This is a genomic window from Streptomyces sp. NPDC001787 (assembly GCF_040297465.1).
Taxonomy (GTDB): domain Bacteria; phylum Actinomycetota; class Actinomycetes; order Streptomycetales; family Streptomycetaceae; genus Streptomyces.
Window position 1 is genome coordinate 44,264 of record NZ_JBEOZE010000007.1, and the last position, 15,312, is coordinate 59,575.

Genomic DNA, 15,312 nt, shown 5'->3' on the forward strand with positions numbered 1-15,312 from the left:
CATGACTGCCAACAGGCCCCTTCACCTGGCCGCCGAGATCGGCGGCCCGCCCCACTACGACGCCGGGCACTACCTGTCCCTCGCCCGGCTCGCCGAGCGCGGCACCCTCGACTTCGTCACCCTCGGCGACTCCTTCGCCCGCCCGGGACCCGACGCCCTCGCCGTGCTCTCCCGCATCGCCCCCGCCACCGACCGCGTCGGCCTCGTACCGACCGTCACCACCACCCACACCGAGCCCTTCCACGTCTCGTCCGCCGTCGCCACCCTCGACTGGGTGAGCCGCGGCCGGGCAGGCTGGAGCGCGGAGGTCTCCACCACCGAGGCCGAGGCCCGGCTGTTCGGCAGACGCTCCGCCGCACCGGCCGCCGCCCTCTGGCAGGAGGCGGGGGAGACCGCCGACGTGGCGGCCCGGCTCTGGGACAGCTGGGAGGACGACGCCGAGATCAGGGACACCGCCACCGGACGGTTCATCGACCGGGACCGGCTGCACTACGTCGACTTCGAGGGCAGCACCTTCTCGGTCCGGGGACCCGCCATCGTGCCGCGCCCGCCGCAGGGCAGGCCCGTCACCGTCATCGACGGCACCGGGGCCCCGGCCCGTGAACCGGCCGCCCGGCACGCCGATGTCGTCCACATCCGGGCCACCACCCCCGAGCAGGCCGCCGCCGTGCGCGACGACGTACGCCGCCGGGCCGCCGCGCACGGCCGTGACCCCGCGGCCCTGCGGTTCCTGGCCGCGCTCACCGTCGACCTGGGGGACGCCGAGACGACGCCGGAACCCGGCCTGGAGAGCGGACCGCGGTTCGCCGGGCGGGACTCCTACTTCCGGGGCGGCCCGGTCGACCTCGCCGAACTCATCACCCGGTGGCACCGCTCCGGGGCCGTGGACGGCTTCCACCTCACCCCCATCACCCCGGCACGCGACCTCGAAAGGATCGTCAACGGCACCGTGGCACTCCTCCAGCACCGCAGCCTCTTCCGCACCTTCTATCCCGGCGGCACCCTGCGCGAACATCTGGGCCTCACCCGCCCCGCCTCCCGGTACGCCCTCGCCCGGACCGCCGGGGAGGGAGCATGAGCACGCCGCGCCCGATGCACCTCGCCGCCCACTTCCCGGGCGTCAACAACACCACGGTGTGGGCCGATGCCCGGTCGGAGAGCCAGATCGACTTCTCCTCCTTCGAGCACCTGGCCAGAACGGCGGAGCGCGGGAAGTTCGACTTCTTCTTCCTCGCGGAGGGGCTGCGGCTGCGCGAGCACAACGGCCGCATCCACGACCTGGACGTGGTCGGCCGGCCCGAGTCCCTGACCGTGCTGAACGCGCTGGCCGCCGTCACCGACCGGCTCGGGCTCGCCGCGACCGTCAACGCCACGTTCAACGAACCGTACGAACTGGCCCGCCGCCTCGCCACGCTCGACCACCTCAGCGACGGCCGCGCCGCCTGGAACGTGGTGACCTCCTCCGACGCGTTCACCGGGGAGAACTTCCGGCGCGGCGGCTACCTCGACCGCGCCGACCGCTACACCCGGGCCGCGGAGTTCGTCGCCACGGCCCGGGAACTCTGGGACTCCTGGACCCCCGAGGGGGAGTCCCGGCCCTTCGCGCACCACGGGCGGCACTTCGCCGTCTCCGGGGAGTTCACCGTCCCGCGCTCCCCGCAGGGGCACCCGGTCGTCATCCAGGCCGGGGACTCCGACGAGGGCCGGGAGTTCGCCGCCGGATCCGCCGACATCATCTTCACCCGGCACGGCACCCTGGAGGCGGGCCGGGAGTTCTACGCCGACGTCAAGGCACGGCTGGCCAAGTACGGCAGGCGGCCCGCGGACCTCAAGATCATGCCCGGGGTCACCTTCGTCCTGGGGGACACGGACGAGGAGGCGCAGGAGAACGCCGCGGAGATCCGGCACCAGCAGATCTCCCCGCAGAACGCCCTCCTGGCCCTGGAACAGGTCTGGGGCCGTGACCTCTCCGGGTACGACCCCGACGGACCGCTCCCCGCGAGCGACCCCGTCCCGGACTCCGACCTGGTCCAGGGCCGTGTCCGGCACGGCGACCCCCTCGCCGTGGCCGCCCGCTGGCGTGCCGTGTCCGAGGCCAAGGGGCTGTCCATCCGGCAGACGGTCATCGAGACGACCGGGCGCCAGTCGTTCATCGGCTCCCCCCGGACCGTCGCCGCGCAGCTGACCGCGTTCACCGAGGCGGACGCGGCCGACGGGTTCATCCTCGTACCCCATCTCACCCCGGGCGGCCTCGACGACTTCGTCGACCGGGTCGTCCCGCTGCTCCAGGAGAGCGGAGCGTTCCGCTCCGAATACACCGGCTCCACACTGCGGTCGCACCTCGGCCTGGCGGATCCGGTATGGAAGGGTTGACCGCATGAGCACGGACGCACAGCACAACGAGCAGGACTGGCAGAGGTGGCACGAGGAGCGGATCGTCGCGGTCGCGGCACCGTACGGTCCACTCTCCCTGACCGGTACGCACTGGCTCTCCGACTACCCGGAAGGGCGAATTCCGGCCGTCCCGGGGCACTGGCGCGAGGACGGTGACGAGCTGGTGCTCACCGCCACGGCCGAGGACGGTCTCGATGTCGACGGCAAGCCGCTGATCGGCGAGGTCCGGCTGGGACCCGACCGCGGACCGATCGACGCGGCCCGGGTGGGGCGGGGCGAACGGCGGCTGTTCGTCCTGCGCCGCGAAGGGCTCTGGGCGGTACGGGACTTCGATCCGCACTCCCCGGCCCGGCACGCCTTCCGGACCATCGAGGCGACCGGCTACGACGGGAGCTGGACGCTGCCCGGCACCTTCCGGCCCTACGCCGCCGACCGCACCGTCCGGGTGGAGAACGCCGACGGGGTCGAGCGGGGTCTCGGGCTGGCCGGTGAGATCGCCTTCGAGGTGGACGGCACCGCGCACACCCTTCAGGTCGCGGTCGAGCCCGACGGTTCGCTGTGGGCCGTATTCGCCGACGCCACCAGCGGGAACAGCAGCTACCGCTTCCGCTTCCTGCGGCCCGCCCCACCGGCCGAGGACGGCAGCGTGAGCGTCGACTTCAACCGTGCGCTGCTGCCGCCCTGCGCCTTCGCCGATCACTTCATCTGCCCGTTCCCGCCGCCCGGCAACACCCTCACGATCGCCGTACCGGCCGGGGAGCGGAACCGTATCGACGCCTGACCGGTCCCCGGATCCGGTCCACCCGGAATCCCTGATCCCGGAAATCGCCCCGGCAGCCGCGGAGCTGCCGGGGCCGACCCGTGTGCGGCGCGGGTTCGGCCGAAAAGGTGCCCTTGCGCGGCCGGTTGACGCCCCCTGATACTCCCGAGCAGCGCTTGTCAGGAGCACGGCGCTCGGAATCCGGACGTACTCCTCGACTGCGCCTCACGGGTCCGGCCACCCCACAGGCAGGACCCCCGATTCCCCTCGGGAGGAACGACAAGTGAGGATCAAGCGCAACACCCCCCGTAAGGGCACCGCGAGACGCAACAGGGCCACCGCCGTCTTCGCGGGCCTCGTCGCCGTAGCCGCCCTCGCCGCCCCCACCGCCAGCGCCGACTCCACCGAAACCTACAGCGCGAGCCGGCTGGCCGCGGCGGCCGACGCCGTACTCGGCGCCGATGTCGCGGGCACCGCCTGGAACATCGACCCGAAGACCGACCGACTCCTGGTGACCGTGGACAGCACGGTCTCGCAGGCGGAGATCAAGAAGATCAAGGAGTCCGCGGGAGCCGACGCGGGCGCCCTGCGCATCGAACGCACGCCCGGCCGGTTCAGCAAGCTGATCTCCGGCGGAGACGCGATCTACGCCGACAGCTGGCGCTGTTCCCTCGGGTTCAACGTCCGCAGCGGCAACACCTACTACTTCCTGACCGCCGGCCACTGCACCGACGGTGCGGGCACCTGGTGGGCGGACTCCTCGCACACCACCGTGCTCGGCACCACCGAGGGATCCAGCTTCCCGACCAACGACTACGGCATCGTGCGGTACACCAACACCACCATCGCCAAGGACGGCACCGTAGGCAGTCAGGACATCACCAGCGCGGCCGAGGCCACGGTCGGGATGTCCGTCACCCGCCGCGGTTCCACCACCGGCACCCACGGCGGATCGGTCACCGGACTCAACGCCACCGTCAACTACGGCGGCGGGGACATCGTCTACGGCATGATCCGCACCAATGTGTGCGCCGAGCCCGGCGACTCGGGCGGCCCGCTCTACTCCGGCACCAAGGCGATCGGTCTCACCTCCGGCGGCAGCGGCAACTGCAGCTCGGGCGGGACGACGTTCTTCCAGCCGGTCACCGAGGCGCTCAGCGCGTACAGCGTCAGCGTCTACTGACCCAAGCCCGGACCTGTCCGGAATTGGGAGCCCTCGTCCGGAAATCCGGACGGGGGCTCCCGCTCGCCCCGCGGCTTTTGAGAGGATGTCAGGACGGTCGGGTGCAGACACGCAGGGGGTTCCAGGTCCGTGAATCGCATCGGAGTGACCGGTCACCGTTCGATCCCCGTGGAGGCACGGGCGGATGTGCTGGCGGGACTGAAGGCGGCACTGTGCGAGGCGGGCGGTTGTCTGGAGGCGCTGTCCAGTCTGGCGGTCGGCGCCGACCAGATCTTCGCCGAACTCGCGCTCTCCTGCGGGGCGAGGCTGACGGCGGTGATCCCCAGCGGCGACTACGAGGACTGTTTCGACGGCGACGCCGAACTCGCCCACTACCGGCTGCTCAAGTCCCGTGCGACGCGCGAGGTCCGGCTGGACTTCCCGCACTCCACCGACGAGGCGTACTACGCGGCGGGCACCTATATCGCCGACCACTGCGACCGGCTGCTGGCCGTCTGGGACGGCCGCCCGGCGAGGGGCCTGGGCGGTACGGGCGACATCGTGACGTACGCCCGGACCCTGGGCCGTCCGGTCACCGTCATCTGGCGCGACGGCGTGGAGCGCGCCTGACGCCGCCCCGGCCCTCCTTGGATGCCGATGGATCGTCACATGCGGTGCCTGGCGAGCCAGTCGGTGTGCTCGGGGGAGACGATCCGCTCGGTCTCGAAGACCGCGACGGGCCACTGACGCTCGGTCAGCGTGGTCTCCATCGCGGCCTGCATCGACTCCAGGTCCGTCTCCACCAGCGAGTGCGCGGAGATCAGCGGATGATGACGGCGCATCTCGTTCCAGGCGAGACAGGCGGCCGCGGCGGCGGAGAGCGTCCCGGTCAGCGCGAAGGACCGCCCGGCCCCGAACGTCTGGAACACGCCCAGCACCAGGGCGGGCGCGGTGAGCGCGGCGATGGTGCTCGACCAGACGAACGCACCCCGCCGCGACACCTGCAGACGCCTGCGGTACCAGCGCCGCTGCTCGATCAGCCGGTCCCGGATGTACGTCTCCTTGCGTACGGTGAACGCCTTGTCCCGTAACTCGCGCATGGACTCGGTGATGAGGCCGTCCCCGGAACCGTCCAGTTCGTCGCGGGGGTCGGCCCAGCCGACCTTCCGGAGCTCCTGGAGGCCCTCTTCGAGCCGACTGGCGAACACCGCCTCCGGATGCGGTACGGCGGTGTCGAAGGGGGAGCCGTGGACGGCGTACCGCCAGCAGATGGACTTGATGAACTCGGCCGCGGAGCGGTTGAGCTGCCAATGCGACTTCGCTTTGCGGCGCGAGGCGAGGAAGGTCGTGACCAGGACCCCCGTGTAGGCCAGCACGCCTATGGCGTCGAGCAGTTCGACGGGGCCGGTCCTGACGTGCCAGGGGAGCGCCGCGGGCACCGTTCCGAGGACCAGCAGGACCAGCTGCCCGCGCGTGGTGTTCACCGCCTCGCGCTGACGTGCGATGGCGATGGCGTCCGTGTGGTGGAAGAGCGCCGGGAGGTCCTCGTTCCTGAAGACCATGGACCGGAGGGGTCCGGGAAGCGCCGTCATGTTCACCCCGTCTGCAGTTATGGGCATGCCTGAACCGGTCGCGCCGCCGGCCCGGGGCCATGCCGCGACGGGTCCGCCGTGCGACGGGTCCACGTCCCTGCCGGGTCCACGAGAGTAGGGGTGGCCGCCGGGGACGGCAACGGCGCCGTCGGTGCGGACCGTATTCCCCGGCGAGGCTGCGGCCACTCTCGTGCGAACCGGCGTGCTATGAGAAAGTATTTCAACGTGCGGTGCACAAAGGTGAGTTGCAGATCGGCCACTTGGCGATCGGCTCTCGGCGGGGGGGGAGTGCGTGATCGAGCCGGACCGGAGCGACGAGGACGGCGGCGTGCCGCTGTCCGACACCCAGCGCAGGGTGCGCCGCAGCCCTCTTCTGTTCACCGCGCCCCTGGCGCTGCTGGTGCTGCTGACCCTCGTACTGATCTGGGAGGCCGTCCGCGCCAATATGACGGGCGAGGCGCGGACCGAGTGGCCCTGGCGCCTGCAACTGCTCGACATGGAGGCGCTGGGCAGCCTGCTGGCCGTGGCCGCCGGGGCGGTCCTGGCCAGGGCGCAGTACGCCCGTACGGTGCGGCCGTACCTCGGCTGGCGGGGCGCCTGGGCCAAGGGGCTCCTGAAGGGGGACGCGGACGCCTGGCGCGTGGGCATACTCAACGGCGGGCAGCACATCGCCGTCATCGAGAGCTGGGACTGCCGGCTGGTCCGCCGGGGTGAACCCGATGCCGCCGACGCGCCGTGGGCCGATGTCTCCGACGTCCTGGACGACCTGACGGCGGCCGGACTGCTCGTCAAGGAGGACTTCCAGCTGATCGCCTTCGGCCCGGGATTCCCCCTGGTGGGCACCGGAGGATATGAATCGGTCCTGGTCGGCGCCTTCTCTCGGAGATTCGTCGAGCAGGTCGACGCGCTGTATGTGCGCGTCAGGGTGACCGACGTCGTGGGCGACAGCCATGAGCGGGTCCTGGACTGCATGAGGGGCTCGCGGGTGGGCTACAACGCCCCGCTCGACTGACGGCCGCCCCGCGGGGGCGCGTTCGCGGTCGGGCTCACGGCCACGTTCACGGCCGTGCTCGCGTGCGCGTTCGCGTGTGTGTTCGCGGGTGGAACCCCCATGACGGAGTGTCTGCCGGGCCGGCGGGACACACCCGGAACCGCGGTGCGCGGAGGTGTCCCGCGGCCCGTGAAATCAGGTCACCCGGCAATCCGGAAGTTGCGTGCCCCCGCCGCCTGTGCGTGGGTCCCGTGCCGCTCCGGGGGCGCCCTCGCCGGGGAATGCCGCGTGAGCCGCCGGTTCCGCCGGCCCCCACCCCCGCAGCCTGGGGTTTCTCCGCTCACCCGACCGGCCGGGCGCGCACGGTGTTTCCCCCGGGGAAACGGGGCGTCAAGGGCATGCCGGTCAACGTGTGCGAGGGCTCGGATGGGAGTAAAGTCATGCCGCCGGACGCTGCAATTATGCAGATACCGGTGACATTCAAGTGTCCGGAAACAACCCCTCAAGGACGGCCGTGAAGACCAACGAATCCTCCCCCGCCTTCGCCAACGCGAAGAGTCGTGCGCCGCTCGTCGAGATCGACGCCCGCAGTGCCGATGCCACCCGGAAGCTCAGCAGGGTTTTCGGCGCCACCGCCGGCCGTCCCACGCGGACTTCGACCTTCAGTTCGGCGCTCTGAACCGGTCCGTCGGATGGCTAGACTGGGGGAATGACAGGACCCCTGGTCCCCTTTCGCGAAATCGTGCTCAAGGTGCACAGCCGGTGCGATCTCGCCTGCGACCATTGCTATGTCTATGAACATGCGGATCAGAGTTGGCGTACCCGCCCCAAAACAATCTCTGACGACGCTATTTCCTGGACCGCCCGACGCCTGGCCGAACACGCGGCGACACATGGGCTCTCTTCCCTTTCAGTGATCCTGCACGGGGGAGAGCCGCTCCTGGCAGGGCCCGCGCGGCTGCGCCGCGTCTGCGAGGAGCTCGGCTCGGCACTGCACGGTATCGCTGAGCTGGACCTCAGGATCCACACCAACGGTGTCCAGCTCAGCCCCCGATACCTCGACCTCTTCGACGAGTTCGGCGTCAGGGTCGGGATCTCGCTCGACGGCGACCGTACGGCGAACGACCGGCACCGCCGCTTCGCGAACGGACGCACCAGCCACCCGCTGGTCCTGGACGCCGTCGACCTGCTCCGGCAGGAGCGCTACCGCCACCTCGACCTCGGCCTGCTGTGCACCGTCGACATCCGCAACGATCCGATCGCGGTGTACGAGGCACTCGCCGAGCTCGAACCGCCGCTCGTCGACTTCCTCCTCCCGCACGCCACCTGGGACGAGCCCCCGCCGCGCCCGGACGGTTCCCCCACCGCCTACGCCGACTGGCTCCTCGCGGTCTTCGACCGCTGGACGGAGCAGGGCAGGCCGGTCCCGGTACGGCTCTTCGCCTCGGTCCTCTCCAGCCTGAGCGGCGGCCCCAGCCTCACCGAGTCCCTCGGGCTCGCCCCCACCGATCTGGTCGTCGTCGAGACCGACGGGCAACTGGAACAGGTGGATTCCCTCAAGAGCGCCTACGAGGGCGCGGCGGCCACCGGCTTCGACGTGTTCACGAACTCCTTCGACGAGGTCGCCGCCCACCCCGGTGTCCGGGCGCGGCAGCTCGGCCTCGCCGGGGTCAGCGAGACCTGTCGCAGCTGCCCGGTCGTACGTTCCTGCGGCGGTGGTCTCTACACCCACCGCTACCGCTCGCCCGGTGGGTTCGACAATCCCTCGGTGTACTGCGCCGATCTGAAGGCGCTCGTCCAAGGCATCGAGGAACGCGCCGGGGCGTCCCTCGGATCGCCCGCGCTCACGGAGCCGTACGAACTGGCCGCGGAGCAGCAGGACCTGACGCGCACCCTGCTCGCCGCGCTCAACGAAGAGCTCGACGGGCGGGGCGGGGAGAGCTGGGACCGGGCGTGGCGGCTGGCGGTGCGGGCCGAGGGTACGGCGGCCGGTGCCGCCGGACTGGACGCCGTGCTGGGCCACCCGTTCACCCGGGGCTGGCTGCTCGGCGCGCTGGAGGGGGTGCGTGCCGGGCGGCCCGACGACGGCCGGGCGGCGGAGCGGCTGGCCGCGTCCGTGGCCGCCGCCGCCGTGCGTGCCGGACTCGATCTGCCCGTCCGGGTGACCTGCCGGGACGGGCGGTTCCACCTGCCCACCCTGGGCACGGTGCGGATCGGCGGACCGGGGGACCGGGGCGCGGCCCTGGTCCGCGGCACCGGCGAGGGGTTCACGGTCCGCCGCGAAGGCGACGGCGGCGACCCGGAGCGGCACATCGCGCTCAGCGACACGGACGGCCCCCACTGGCGGCCGGTGCGCCGGGTGGCGGCGCCCGGGGCACCCGGGTTCCTCCTCGACGACCTCGATCCCTACCGCGACTGCTTCGGCACCCCCGTGGCGCCGCGGCTCGGCCGGGAGGGGGCCGAGGCCTGGGGCGCACGCCTCGCGGCGGCCTGGGCGCTGCTGGAGGACGCCGTACCGGAACTGGCGGCCGAGGCGGCCGGGACGCTCACCACCCTGACCCCGCTGGCCCCGTCGGCCGGCGGCGGGGCCGTCGTGGGGCGGCACGGCTACGGCGCGCTCGCGATCGGCGCGGGCGGGGACGCCCGGGAGCTGGCGCTCGCACTGCTGGGCGGTTTCCGGCGGGCGAAACTGCGGGCGCTTGCCGAAGTCACGGATCTGTACGCGTCGGACGGATCCTGGGATCATCGGTTGCCCTGGCGGGAAGAATCCGTATCGTTCTCCCGGCTGCTGACGGAGACCTATGAACGGGCAGGACTCGGTCTCTTCGCGCCACGGTTCCTCAAGGGCGTACCGGAAGCGCTCGACATGATCGAAAAGGCGGCAGAACCGACCGTCGACGGAAAGCGTCTTCTGGCCGTAGTACGGAAAGAGATCAGCGGTACACACGGGACAACTGGGGGAAAGGGCCGCGACGCTGTTCTTGATCAATAACACCCGGGACCGAAACCGGGAACGGTTGACCGAAAAGCGGCGTTCAATGACCGAACGCCAGGGGGGTGGAGCGCAGTCTGCTCCGGAATGATGAATTCGCTCGCATTCTTTTCCTACTCCTCGGATGCGAGTGCTCACACAGGACGGGGGTCGTGTGCACGCATCGACGCAGCAGCGAGCGGCGGACCATCGGCCGTACTTCTTTCTGAGTTACGCGCATACACCGGGGTACGGCGGTGGAACGGACCCCGATATGTGGGTCGAACGGTTATTCCAAGATCTGTGCGGCCATGTGATGGCCATGACCGATCTGCCCGCGGGCGCACCCGCGGGGTTCATGGACCGGGAGATACGCTCCGGTGAGGGCTGGTCGGAACGGCTCGGCGGAGTGCTCGCCACCTGCCGGGTCTTCGTCCCGCTGTTCTCACCGCGCTACTTCGCCAGCGAGATGTGCGGCAAGGAGTGGTACGCGTTCGAACAGCGCGCCATCCACCACCGGGCGCGCTCGAACCAGCCGGCCGAAGCGATCGTCCCCGCGCTCTGGGTCCCGGTACCTCCCAGCCAACTGCCGGGTTCGGCGGAGCGGTTGCAGTTCAACCACCGGGACTTCGGGGACCGGTACGTCAGCGACGGACTCTATGGGCTGATCAAGCTCAGGCTGTTCGCCCAGGACTACGAACGGGCCGTCTACGAACTGGCCAAGCGGATCGTCAGTGTCGCCGACACGGTGCGGATCGACACCGGCCGGCCGGTCGACTACCGGCTCGCGCCCAGCGCCTTCGGCTCGCGCAGCAGCGGCGTGGGCGCCCCCCGGCCGATGCGGATCACCATCTGCGCGCCCACCCGCCACGACCTGCCCGAGGGGCGCAACAGCGACTACTACGGCGACAACCCGCAGGACTGGAACCCCTATCATCCGGCCGCCGCGAGACCGCTGGCCTATGTGGCCGAGGAACTGGTGCGCTCGCTCAACTACCAGGCCGTCATATCCTCGTTCGACGAGGAGTCCGGGCAGCCCGAGGGCAAACAGTCGCCCAGCACCCCCGAGATACTCCTCGTCGACCGCTGGGCCCTCCAGGACGAGGAGCGGCGGCGCCGGCTCGCCGCCTTCGACGCCGAGAACCGCCCCTGGGTGACCATGGTCGTGCCGTGGAACCGCGACGACCACCAGAGCCGGGCGGCCGAGGCCGAACTCACCGAGAAACTCGAACAGACCATGCCGGCCAAGATGCGGCAGGGGCGGGCCTTCTGCCGCGCGGCGGCCAAAGGAGTGCCGACCATGGACGCCTTCGGGCAGATCCTGCCCCAGGTGGTCGAGGTGGCCGCCCAGCAGTATCTGCGCCACGCGACGGCGTACCCACCGGCCACCGGCGGAGGACACAGCGAACGGACGCGGCTGATGGGACCCATGGGCAACACCAGCTTCCTACCCGACCCGAACGACCCTGCGACGCAAGCGGAGGACGTATGACAGCCGGTCGTGACGGGCGCATCGTCACTTTCTACTCGTACAAGGGCGGTACGGGCCGCACGATGGCCCTGGCCAACACGGCCTGGATCCTCGCCGCCAACGGCAAGCGGGTCCTGGCCGTCGACTGGGACCTGGAGGCACCCGGTCTGCACCGGTTCTTCCATCCCTTCCTCGACCCCTCCACCCTCGGTGCCACCACCGGCGTGATCGACCTGATCACCGAGTACGCCTGGGCAGCCACCAGCCCCGCCCAGCGCGCGGACGACTGGCACCGCGAGTACGCCCGTATCCAGCCGCACGCGGTCTCCCTCACCCCCGAGGCGCTCGGCTGGGAGTTCCCGCAGGGCGGCACCCTCGACTTCGTCTCGGCCGGCCGGCAGAACCGCGAATACTCCGCGACCGTCTCCACCTTCGACTGGGACAACTTCTACGACCGGCTCGGCGGCGGCCACTTCTTCGACGCCCTGCGCGAGGACATGAAGGCCAACTACGACTACGTCCTCATCGACAGCCGTACCGGCCTCAGCGACATCGCCGACATCTGCACCGTCCACCTCCCCGACGTGCTCGTCGACTGCTTCACCCTCAGCGACCAGTCCATCGACGGCGCCGCCTCCGTCGCCCGGCAGATCGCCGAGCGCTACACCGGCCGTCCCATCGCGATCTTCCCCGTCCCGATGCGTATCGACGAGGGCGAGAAGGAGAAGGCCGACGCCGGACGGGCGCTGGCCCGGCTCAAGTTCGACCGGCTGCCGCGCGATCTCTCGGGCGACGAACTGACCGCCTACTGGGGCGCGGTGGAGATTCCGTACCGCCCCTACTACGCGTACGAGGAGACGCTCGCCACCTTCGGGGACGAGGCCGGGCTCACCAACTCGCTGCTCTCCGCCTTCGAACGGCTCACCGCGGTCCTCACCGACCGGCAGATCACCGCCATGCCGCCGGTGGGCGAAGAGGTGCGCCTGCGCATCCGGGACGCCTTCACCCGCCGCAGGCCCGCGCTGCCCGCCGACCTCTTCCTCAGCTATGTGGCGGAGAACCGGATGTGGGCCGACTGGATCGAGTCCGTCCTCACCCGGGCCGGCTTCCGGGTCGTCCCGCGCGATGTCTCAGCCGAACGGAGCGAGCGCCCCGAACCGGCGGACGTCACCGCCGAGAACGCGGCCAGGACCGTCGTCCTGCTCTCCAGCGCCTACCTCAAGTCGCAGCGCGCGGTGGGCCTGTGGGACCGCGCGGTCTCCGAGGACCCCGGCGGCGGCCGGCGCCAGCTGCTGCCGTTCAGGGTCGGGGACGTACGCCTCAGCGCCCCCTACATCGACCGCAACCCCGTCGACCTCTTCCGGCTCGACGAGGTGCACGCGACCACGGCCCTGATGCGCGCACTGGACCGGCCGGTGCAGCTGGTCGACGGGACGTCACCGGGGCCCCGCTTCCCCGGCACCGTACCGAGGATCTGGAACGCCCCGCCGCGCAACCCCGGATTCACCGGCCGCTCCCTCGTCCTGGAACGGATGCGCGACCAGCTCGGCGGCGGCATGGCGGTGGTCCTGCCGCAGCCGCAGACCCTGTACGGACTCGGCGGCGTCGGCAAGACCCAGGTGGCGCTGGAGTATGTGCACCGCTTCATGGCCGACTACGACCTGGTCTGGTGGATATCGTCCGAGCAGCCCGACGACGTGGTCGCCTCACTGGCCGAACTCGCCGTCCGGCTCGGTGCCCAGGGCGGCGAGGACATGGCCGCGGCCTCGCAGGAGGCCGTCGACCTGCTGCGGCGCGGAGTGCCCTCGGACCGCTGGCTGCTGGTCTTCGACAACGCCGACGACCCCGAACAGCTCCGCCGCTACTTCCCGCAGGGCGGCTCCGGCCACATCCTGGTGACCTCCCGGAACCAGACCTGGTCCCAGCACGGCGACGCGCTGCCCGTCGACGTCTTCCTCCGCGAGGAGTCCATCGAGCACCTCCAGCGCCGCGCCCCGGGACTCAGCGACGACGACGCCGCCCAGGTGGCCACCGCGGTCGGTGACCTGCCGCTCGCCGTCGAGCAGGCGGCGGCCTGGATCGCGGAGACCGCCACCCCCATCGGCGCCTATCTGGAACAGCTCGCCCAGCAGGCCCCCCAGGTCCTGGCCCTCAACCAGCCCGCCGGCTATCCCGAACCGGTCGCCGCGACCTGGAACATCTCCATCGCCCGGCTCAAGGAGCGCTCGCCCGCCGCGGTGCGGCTGCTCCAGCTCTGCGCCTTCTTCGCCCCTGAGCCGATCTCCGCGAATCTCCTGTACAGCAAGGAGATGATCGAGGCGCTGAAACCGTACGACGCCTCGCTCCAGGAGAAGCTGGTGCTCGGCCGGGTCATCCGGGAGATCGGCCGGTTCGCCCTCGCCAAGGTCGACCAGGTGTCCAACTCCATCCAGGTGCACCGTCTGGTGCAGGCGGTGATCAGGGCCCAGCTCAGCGAGGAGGAGCAGCGGGAGGCCCGCCATGTCGTCCACCGCATTCTGGCGGGTGCGCGGCCCGACGACGACGAGCCGATCGACAACCCGGAGACCTGGCAGACCTTCGCCACCATCTGGCCGCACCTGGGCCCGTCCGACGCGCGCAACTGCAAGGAGCCGGAGCCCCGCAGGCTCCTGATCGACCGGGTGCGCTATCTGTGGAAGCGCGGGGACGTCCGGACCGCGGCCACCCTCGGTGACGAACTGCGCGAGACCTGGCTGGAGACGCTGGGGGAGCGGGACCTCCAGTACCTCTACCTCTGCTTCCACCTCTCCAACATCCTGCGTACGCGCGGGCGTTATGTGGAGGCCAAGGAGCTCGACGAGCTGACCCTCCAGCGGCAGCGGGAGGTGCTGGGCCAGGAGCACCCGCACACCTACATGACCACCAGCAGTCTGGCCATCGACCTCGGTCTGCTCGGTGACTACGGCCGGGCGATCGAGCTGGCGACCGACGCCCGCGACGGGTTCAGCCAGATCTTCCACGACGATCACCCCAGGACGCTGGCGGCGGCCAACAACCTGGCCCTGAACCTGCGGAGCATCGGGCAGTACGCCAAGGCCCGCGAGATCGACCAGGACGTCTACGACTCACGGACCGAAGTGCTCGGCGCGGAGCACCCCTACAGTCTCTCCTCCGCCATGAACCTGGCCCGTGACCTGCGGGAGATCGGGCGGTACGAGGACTCCGTCGGTCTGCTCAGCCGCACGTACGACGCCTTCAAGCGGACGCTCGGCCGGAGCTATCCGACCACGCTCAGCGCCGCGAAGAGCCTGGCGGTCTCGCTGCGCAGGGCGGGACGTTTCGAGGACGCCCACCGGCTGACGGTGGCCACCCGTGCCAGGTACCGCGCGAAGTACACCATGGCCAACCCCGATTCGCTGGCCTGCGACCTCAACCTGGCGGCGGACCTGTTCGCGGCGGGCGAGCCGGTCCAGGCCAGGGACGCGGCACGGGAGGTGGTCGACCAGTACATGAAGGTGCCGGGGGAGAAGCACCCGTACACCCTGGCCGCGCAGAACAACCTCGGTGTCTATCTGTCGGGGACGGGGGAGGCGGAGCAGGCCGAGAGGCTGCTGAGGCAGGTGGTCGCCTCGATGCGGGAGCGGTTCGGCCGTGAGCACCCGAACACCCTGTTCTGCGTGATGAACCTGGCCAGCGCGACCGCGGACCGGGGGGAGCTCGACATCGTGCTGGAGACGGAGGAGCGGCTGTCCTCGCAGCTGCGGGAGGCCCTCGGGGCCTACCACCCCGAGACCCTGGCCATGACCTCGAACAGGGCGGTCACGCTCGACGCGCTGGGACGCGAGAACGAGGCGGTGCAGCTGCGGGCGGAGGTGGTCGCCGAGCTGTCCAGGCAGCTCGGCGACGAGCATCCGCTGACCCGGATCGCCCGGGACGAGCGCCGGTTCCGGCGCGAACTGGAACCGCTCGCGGTGTGAGCCGGGCCGGGCCCG

11 protein-coding genes are annotated in these 15,312 nt (G+C 70.9%); 10 read left to right on the plus strand and 1 reads right to left on the minus strand.

Annotated features, from left to right (window positions below; genetic code table 11):
- The first annotated feature begins 1 nt into the window (after position 1).
- From ABT170_RS12145 to ABT170_RS12165, 5 genes are all read left to right on the plus strand, one after another.
- The gene (locus ABT170_RS12145) at positions 2–1,078 is read left to right on the plus strand and encodes an LLM class flavin-dependent oxidoreductase (RefSeq protein ID WP_351866329.1); all 1,077 of its coding nucleotides are present in this window, start codon (positions 2–4) and stop codon (positions 1,076–1,078) included.
- Positions 1,075–2,373, plus strand: a complete 1,299-nt coding sequence (locus ABT170_RS12150; RefSeq protein ID WP_351866332.1) for an NtaA/DmoA family FMN-dependent monooxygenase — start codon at positions 1,075–1,077, stop codon at positions 2,371–2,373. Before ABT170_RS12145 ends, ABT170_RS12150 begins: the two co-directional genes overlap by 4 nt.
- Before the next feature lie 4 nt (positions 2,374–2,377).
- Complete coding sequence (locus ABT170_RS12155) at positions 2,378–3,175, plus strand: DUF1684 domain-containing protein (RefSeq protein WP_351866335.1); 798 nt, start codon at positions 2,378–2,380, stop codon at positions 3,173–3,175.
- 262 nt (positions 3,176–3,437) lie between these two features.
- The gene (locus tag ABT170_RS12160) at positions 3,438–4,337 is read left to right on the plus strand and encodes a S1 family peptidase (protein WP_329945561.1); all 900 of its coding nucleotides are present in this window, start codon (positions 3,438–3,440) and stop codon (positions 4,335–4,337) included.
- 129 nt (positions 4,338–4,466) lie between these two features.
- Positions 4,467–4,946, plus strand: a complete 480-nt coding sequence (locus tag ABT170_RS12165) for a hypothetical protein (protein ID WP_329945560.1) — start codon at positions 4,467–4,469, stop codon at positions 4,944–4,946.
- A gap of 35 nt (positions 4,947–4,981) precedes the next feature.
- Here the strand turns inward: ABT170_RS12165 and ABT170_RS12170 are convergent, their stop codons facing one another.
- Positions 4,982–5,908, minus strand: a complete 927-nt coding sequence (locus ABT170_RS12170; protein WP_351866629.1) for a DUF4231 domain-containing protein — start codon at positions 5,906–5,908, stop codon at positions 4,982–4,984.
- A 292-nt stretch (positions 5,909–6,200) separates the two neighbouring features.
- On the opposite strand from ABT170_RS12170, the gene ABT170_RS12175 reads away from it, so the two are divergent.
- The 5 genes from ABT170_RS12175 to fxsT all read left to right on the plus strand — a co-directional run bounded on the left by ABT170_RS12175 (position 6,201) and on the right by fxsT (position 15,297).
- Positions 6,201–6,920 carry a hypothetical protein gene (locus ABT170_RS12175; RefSeq protein ID WP_329945559.1) on the plus strand — a complete coding sequence of 240 codons (720 nt, stop codon included), beginning with the start codon at positions 6,201–6,203 and terminating at the stop codon, positions 6,918–6,920.
- Between the two features lie 493 nt (positions 6,921–7,413).
- The gene (fxsA, locus tag ABT170_RS12180) at positions 7,414–7,578 is read left to right on the plus strand and encodes an FxSxx-COOH cyclophane-containing RiPP peptide (protein WP_266929439.1); all 165 of its coding nucleotides are present in this window, start codon (positions 7,414–7,416) and stop codon (positions 7,576–7,578) included.
- Between the two features lie 30 nt (positions 7,579–7,608).
- Entirely contained in the window at positions 7,609–9,891 is a 2,283-nt protein-coding gene (gene fxsBH / locus ABT170_RS12185; protein ID WP_329945557.1) for a radical SAM/SPASM protein FxsBH, inactivated beta-hydroxylase extension form, read from the plus strand.
- A gap of 124 nt (positions 9,892–10,015) precedes the next feature.
- On the plus strand, positions 10,016–11,362 hold the full coding sequence (gene fsxC, locus ABT170_RS12190) for an FxsC protein (protein WP_329945556.1): 1,347 nt from the start codon (positions 10,016–10,018) through the stop codon (positions 11,360–11,362).
- On the plus strand, positions 11,359–15,297 hold the full coding sequence (fxsT, locus tag ABT170_RS12195; RefSeq protein ID WP_329945555.1) for an FxSxx-COOH system tetratricopeptide repeat protein: 3,939 nt from the start codon (positions 11,359–11,361) through the stop codon (positions 15,295–15,297). Before fsxC ends, fxsT begins: the two co-directional genes overlap by 4 nt.
- Positions 15,298–15,312 lie beyond the last annotated feature (15 nt).

What these genes read in the sequence shown, in the direction of transcription:
- fxsBH (WP_329945557.1), top strand. Translation starts at nt 7,609, where the DNA reads ATGACAGGACCCCTGGTCCCCTTTCGCGAAATCGTGCTCAAGGTGCAC.
- ABT170_RS12155 (WP_351866335.1), top strand. Translation starts at nt 2,378, where the DNA reads ATGAGCACGGACGCACAGCACAACGAGCAGGACTGGCAGAGGTGGCAC.
- ABT170_RS12170 (WP_351866629.1), bottom strand. Translation starts at nt 5,908, where the DNA reads ATGACGGCGCTTCCCGGACCCCTCCGGTCCATGGTCTTCAGGAACGAG.
- fsxC (WP_329945556.1), top strand. Translation starts at nt 10,016, where the DNA reads ATGCGAGTGCTCACACAGGACGGGGGTCGTGTGCACGCATCGACGCAG.
- ABT170_RS12145 (WP_351866329.1), top strand. Translation starts at nt 2, where the DNA reads ATGACTGCCAACAGGCCCCTTCACCTGGCCGCCGAGATCGGCGGCCCG.
- fxsT (WP_329945555.1), top strand. Translation starts at nt 11,359, where the DNA reads ATGACAGCCGGTCGTGACGGGCGCATCGTCACTTTCTACTCGTACAAG.
- ABT170_RS12150 (WP_351866332.1), top strand. Translation starts at nt 1,075, where the DNA reads ATGAGCACGCCGCGCCCGATGCACCTCGCCGCCCACTTCCCGGGCGTC.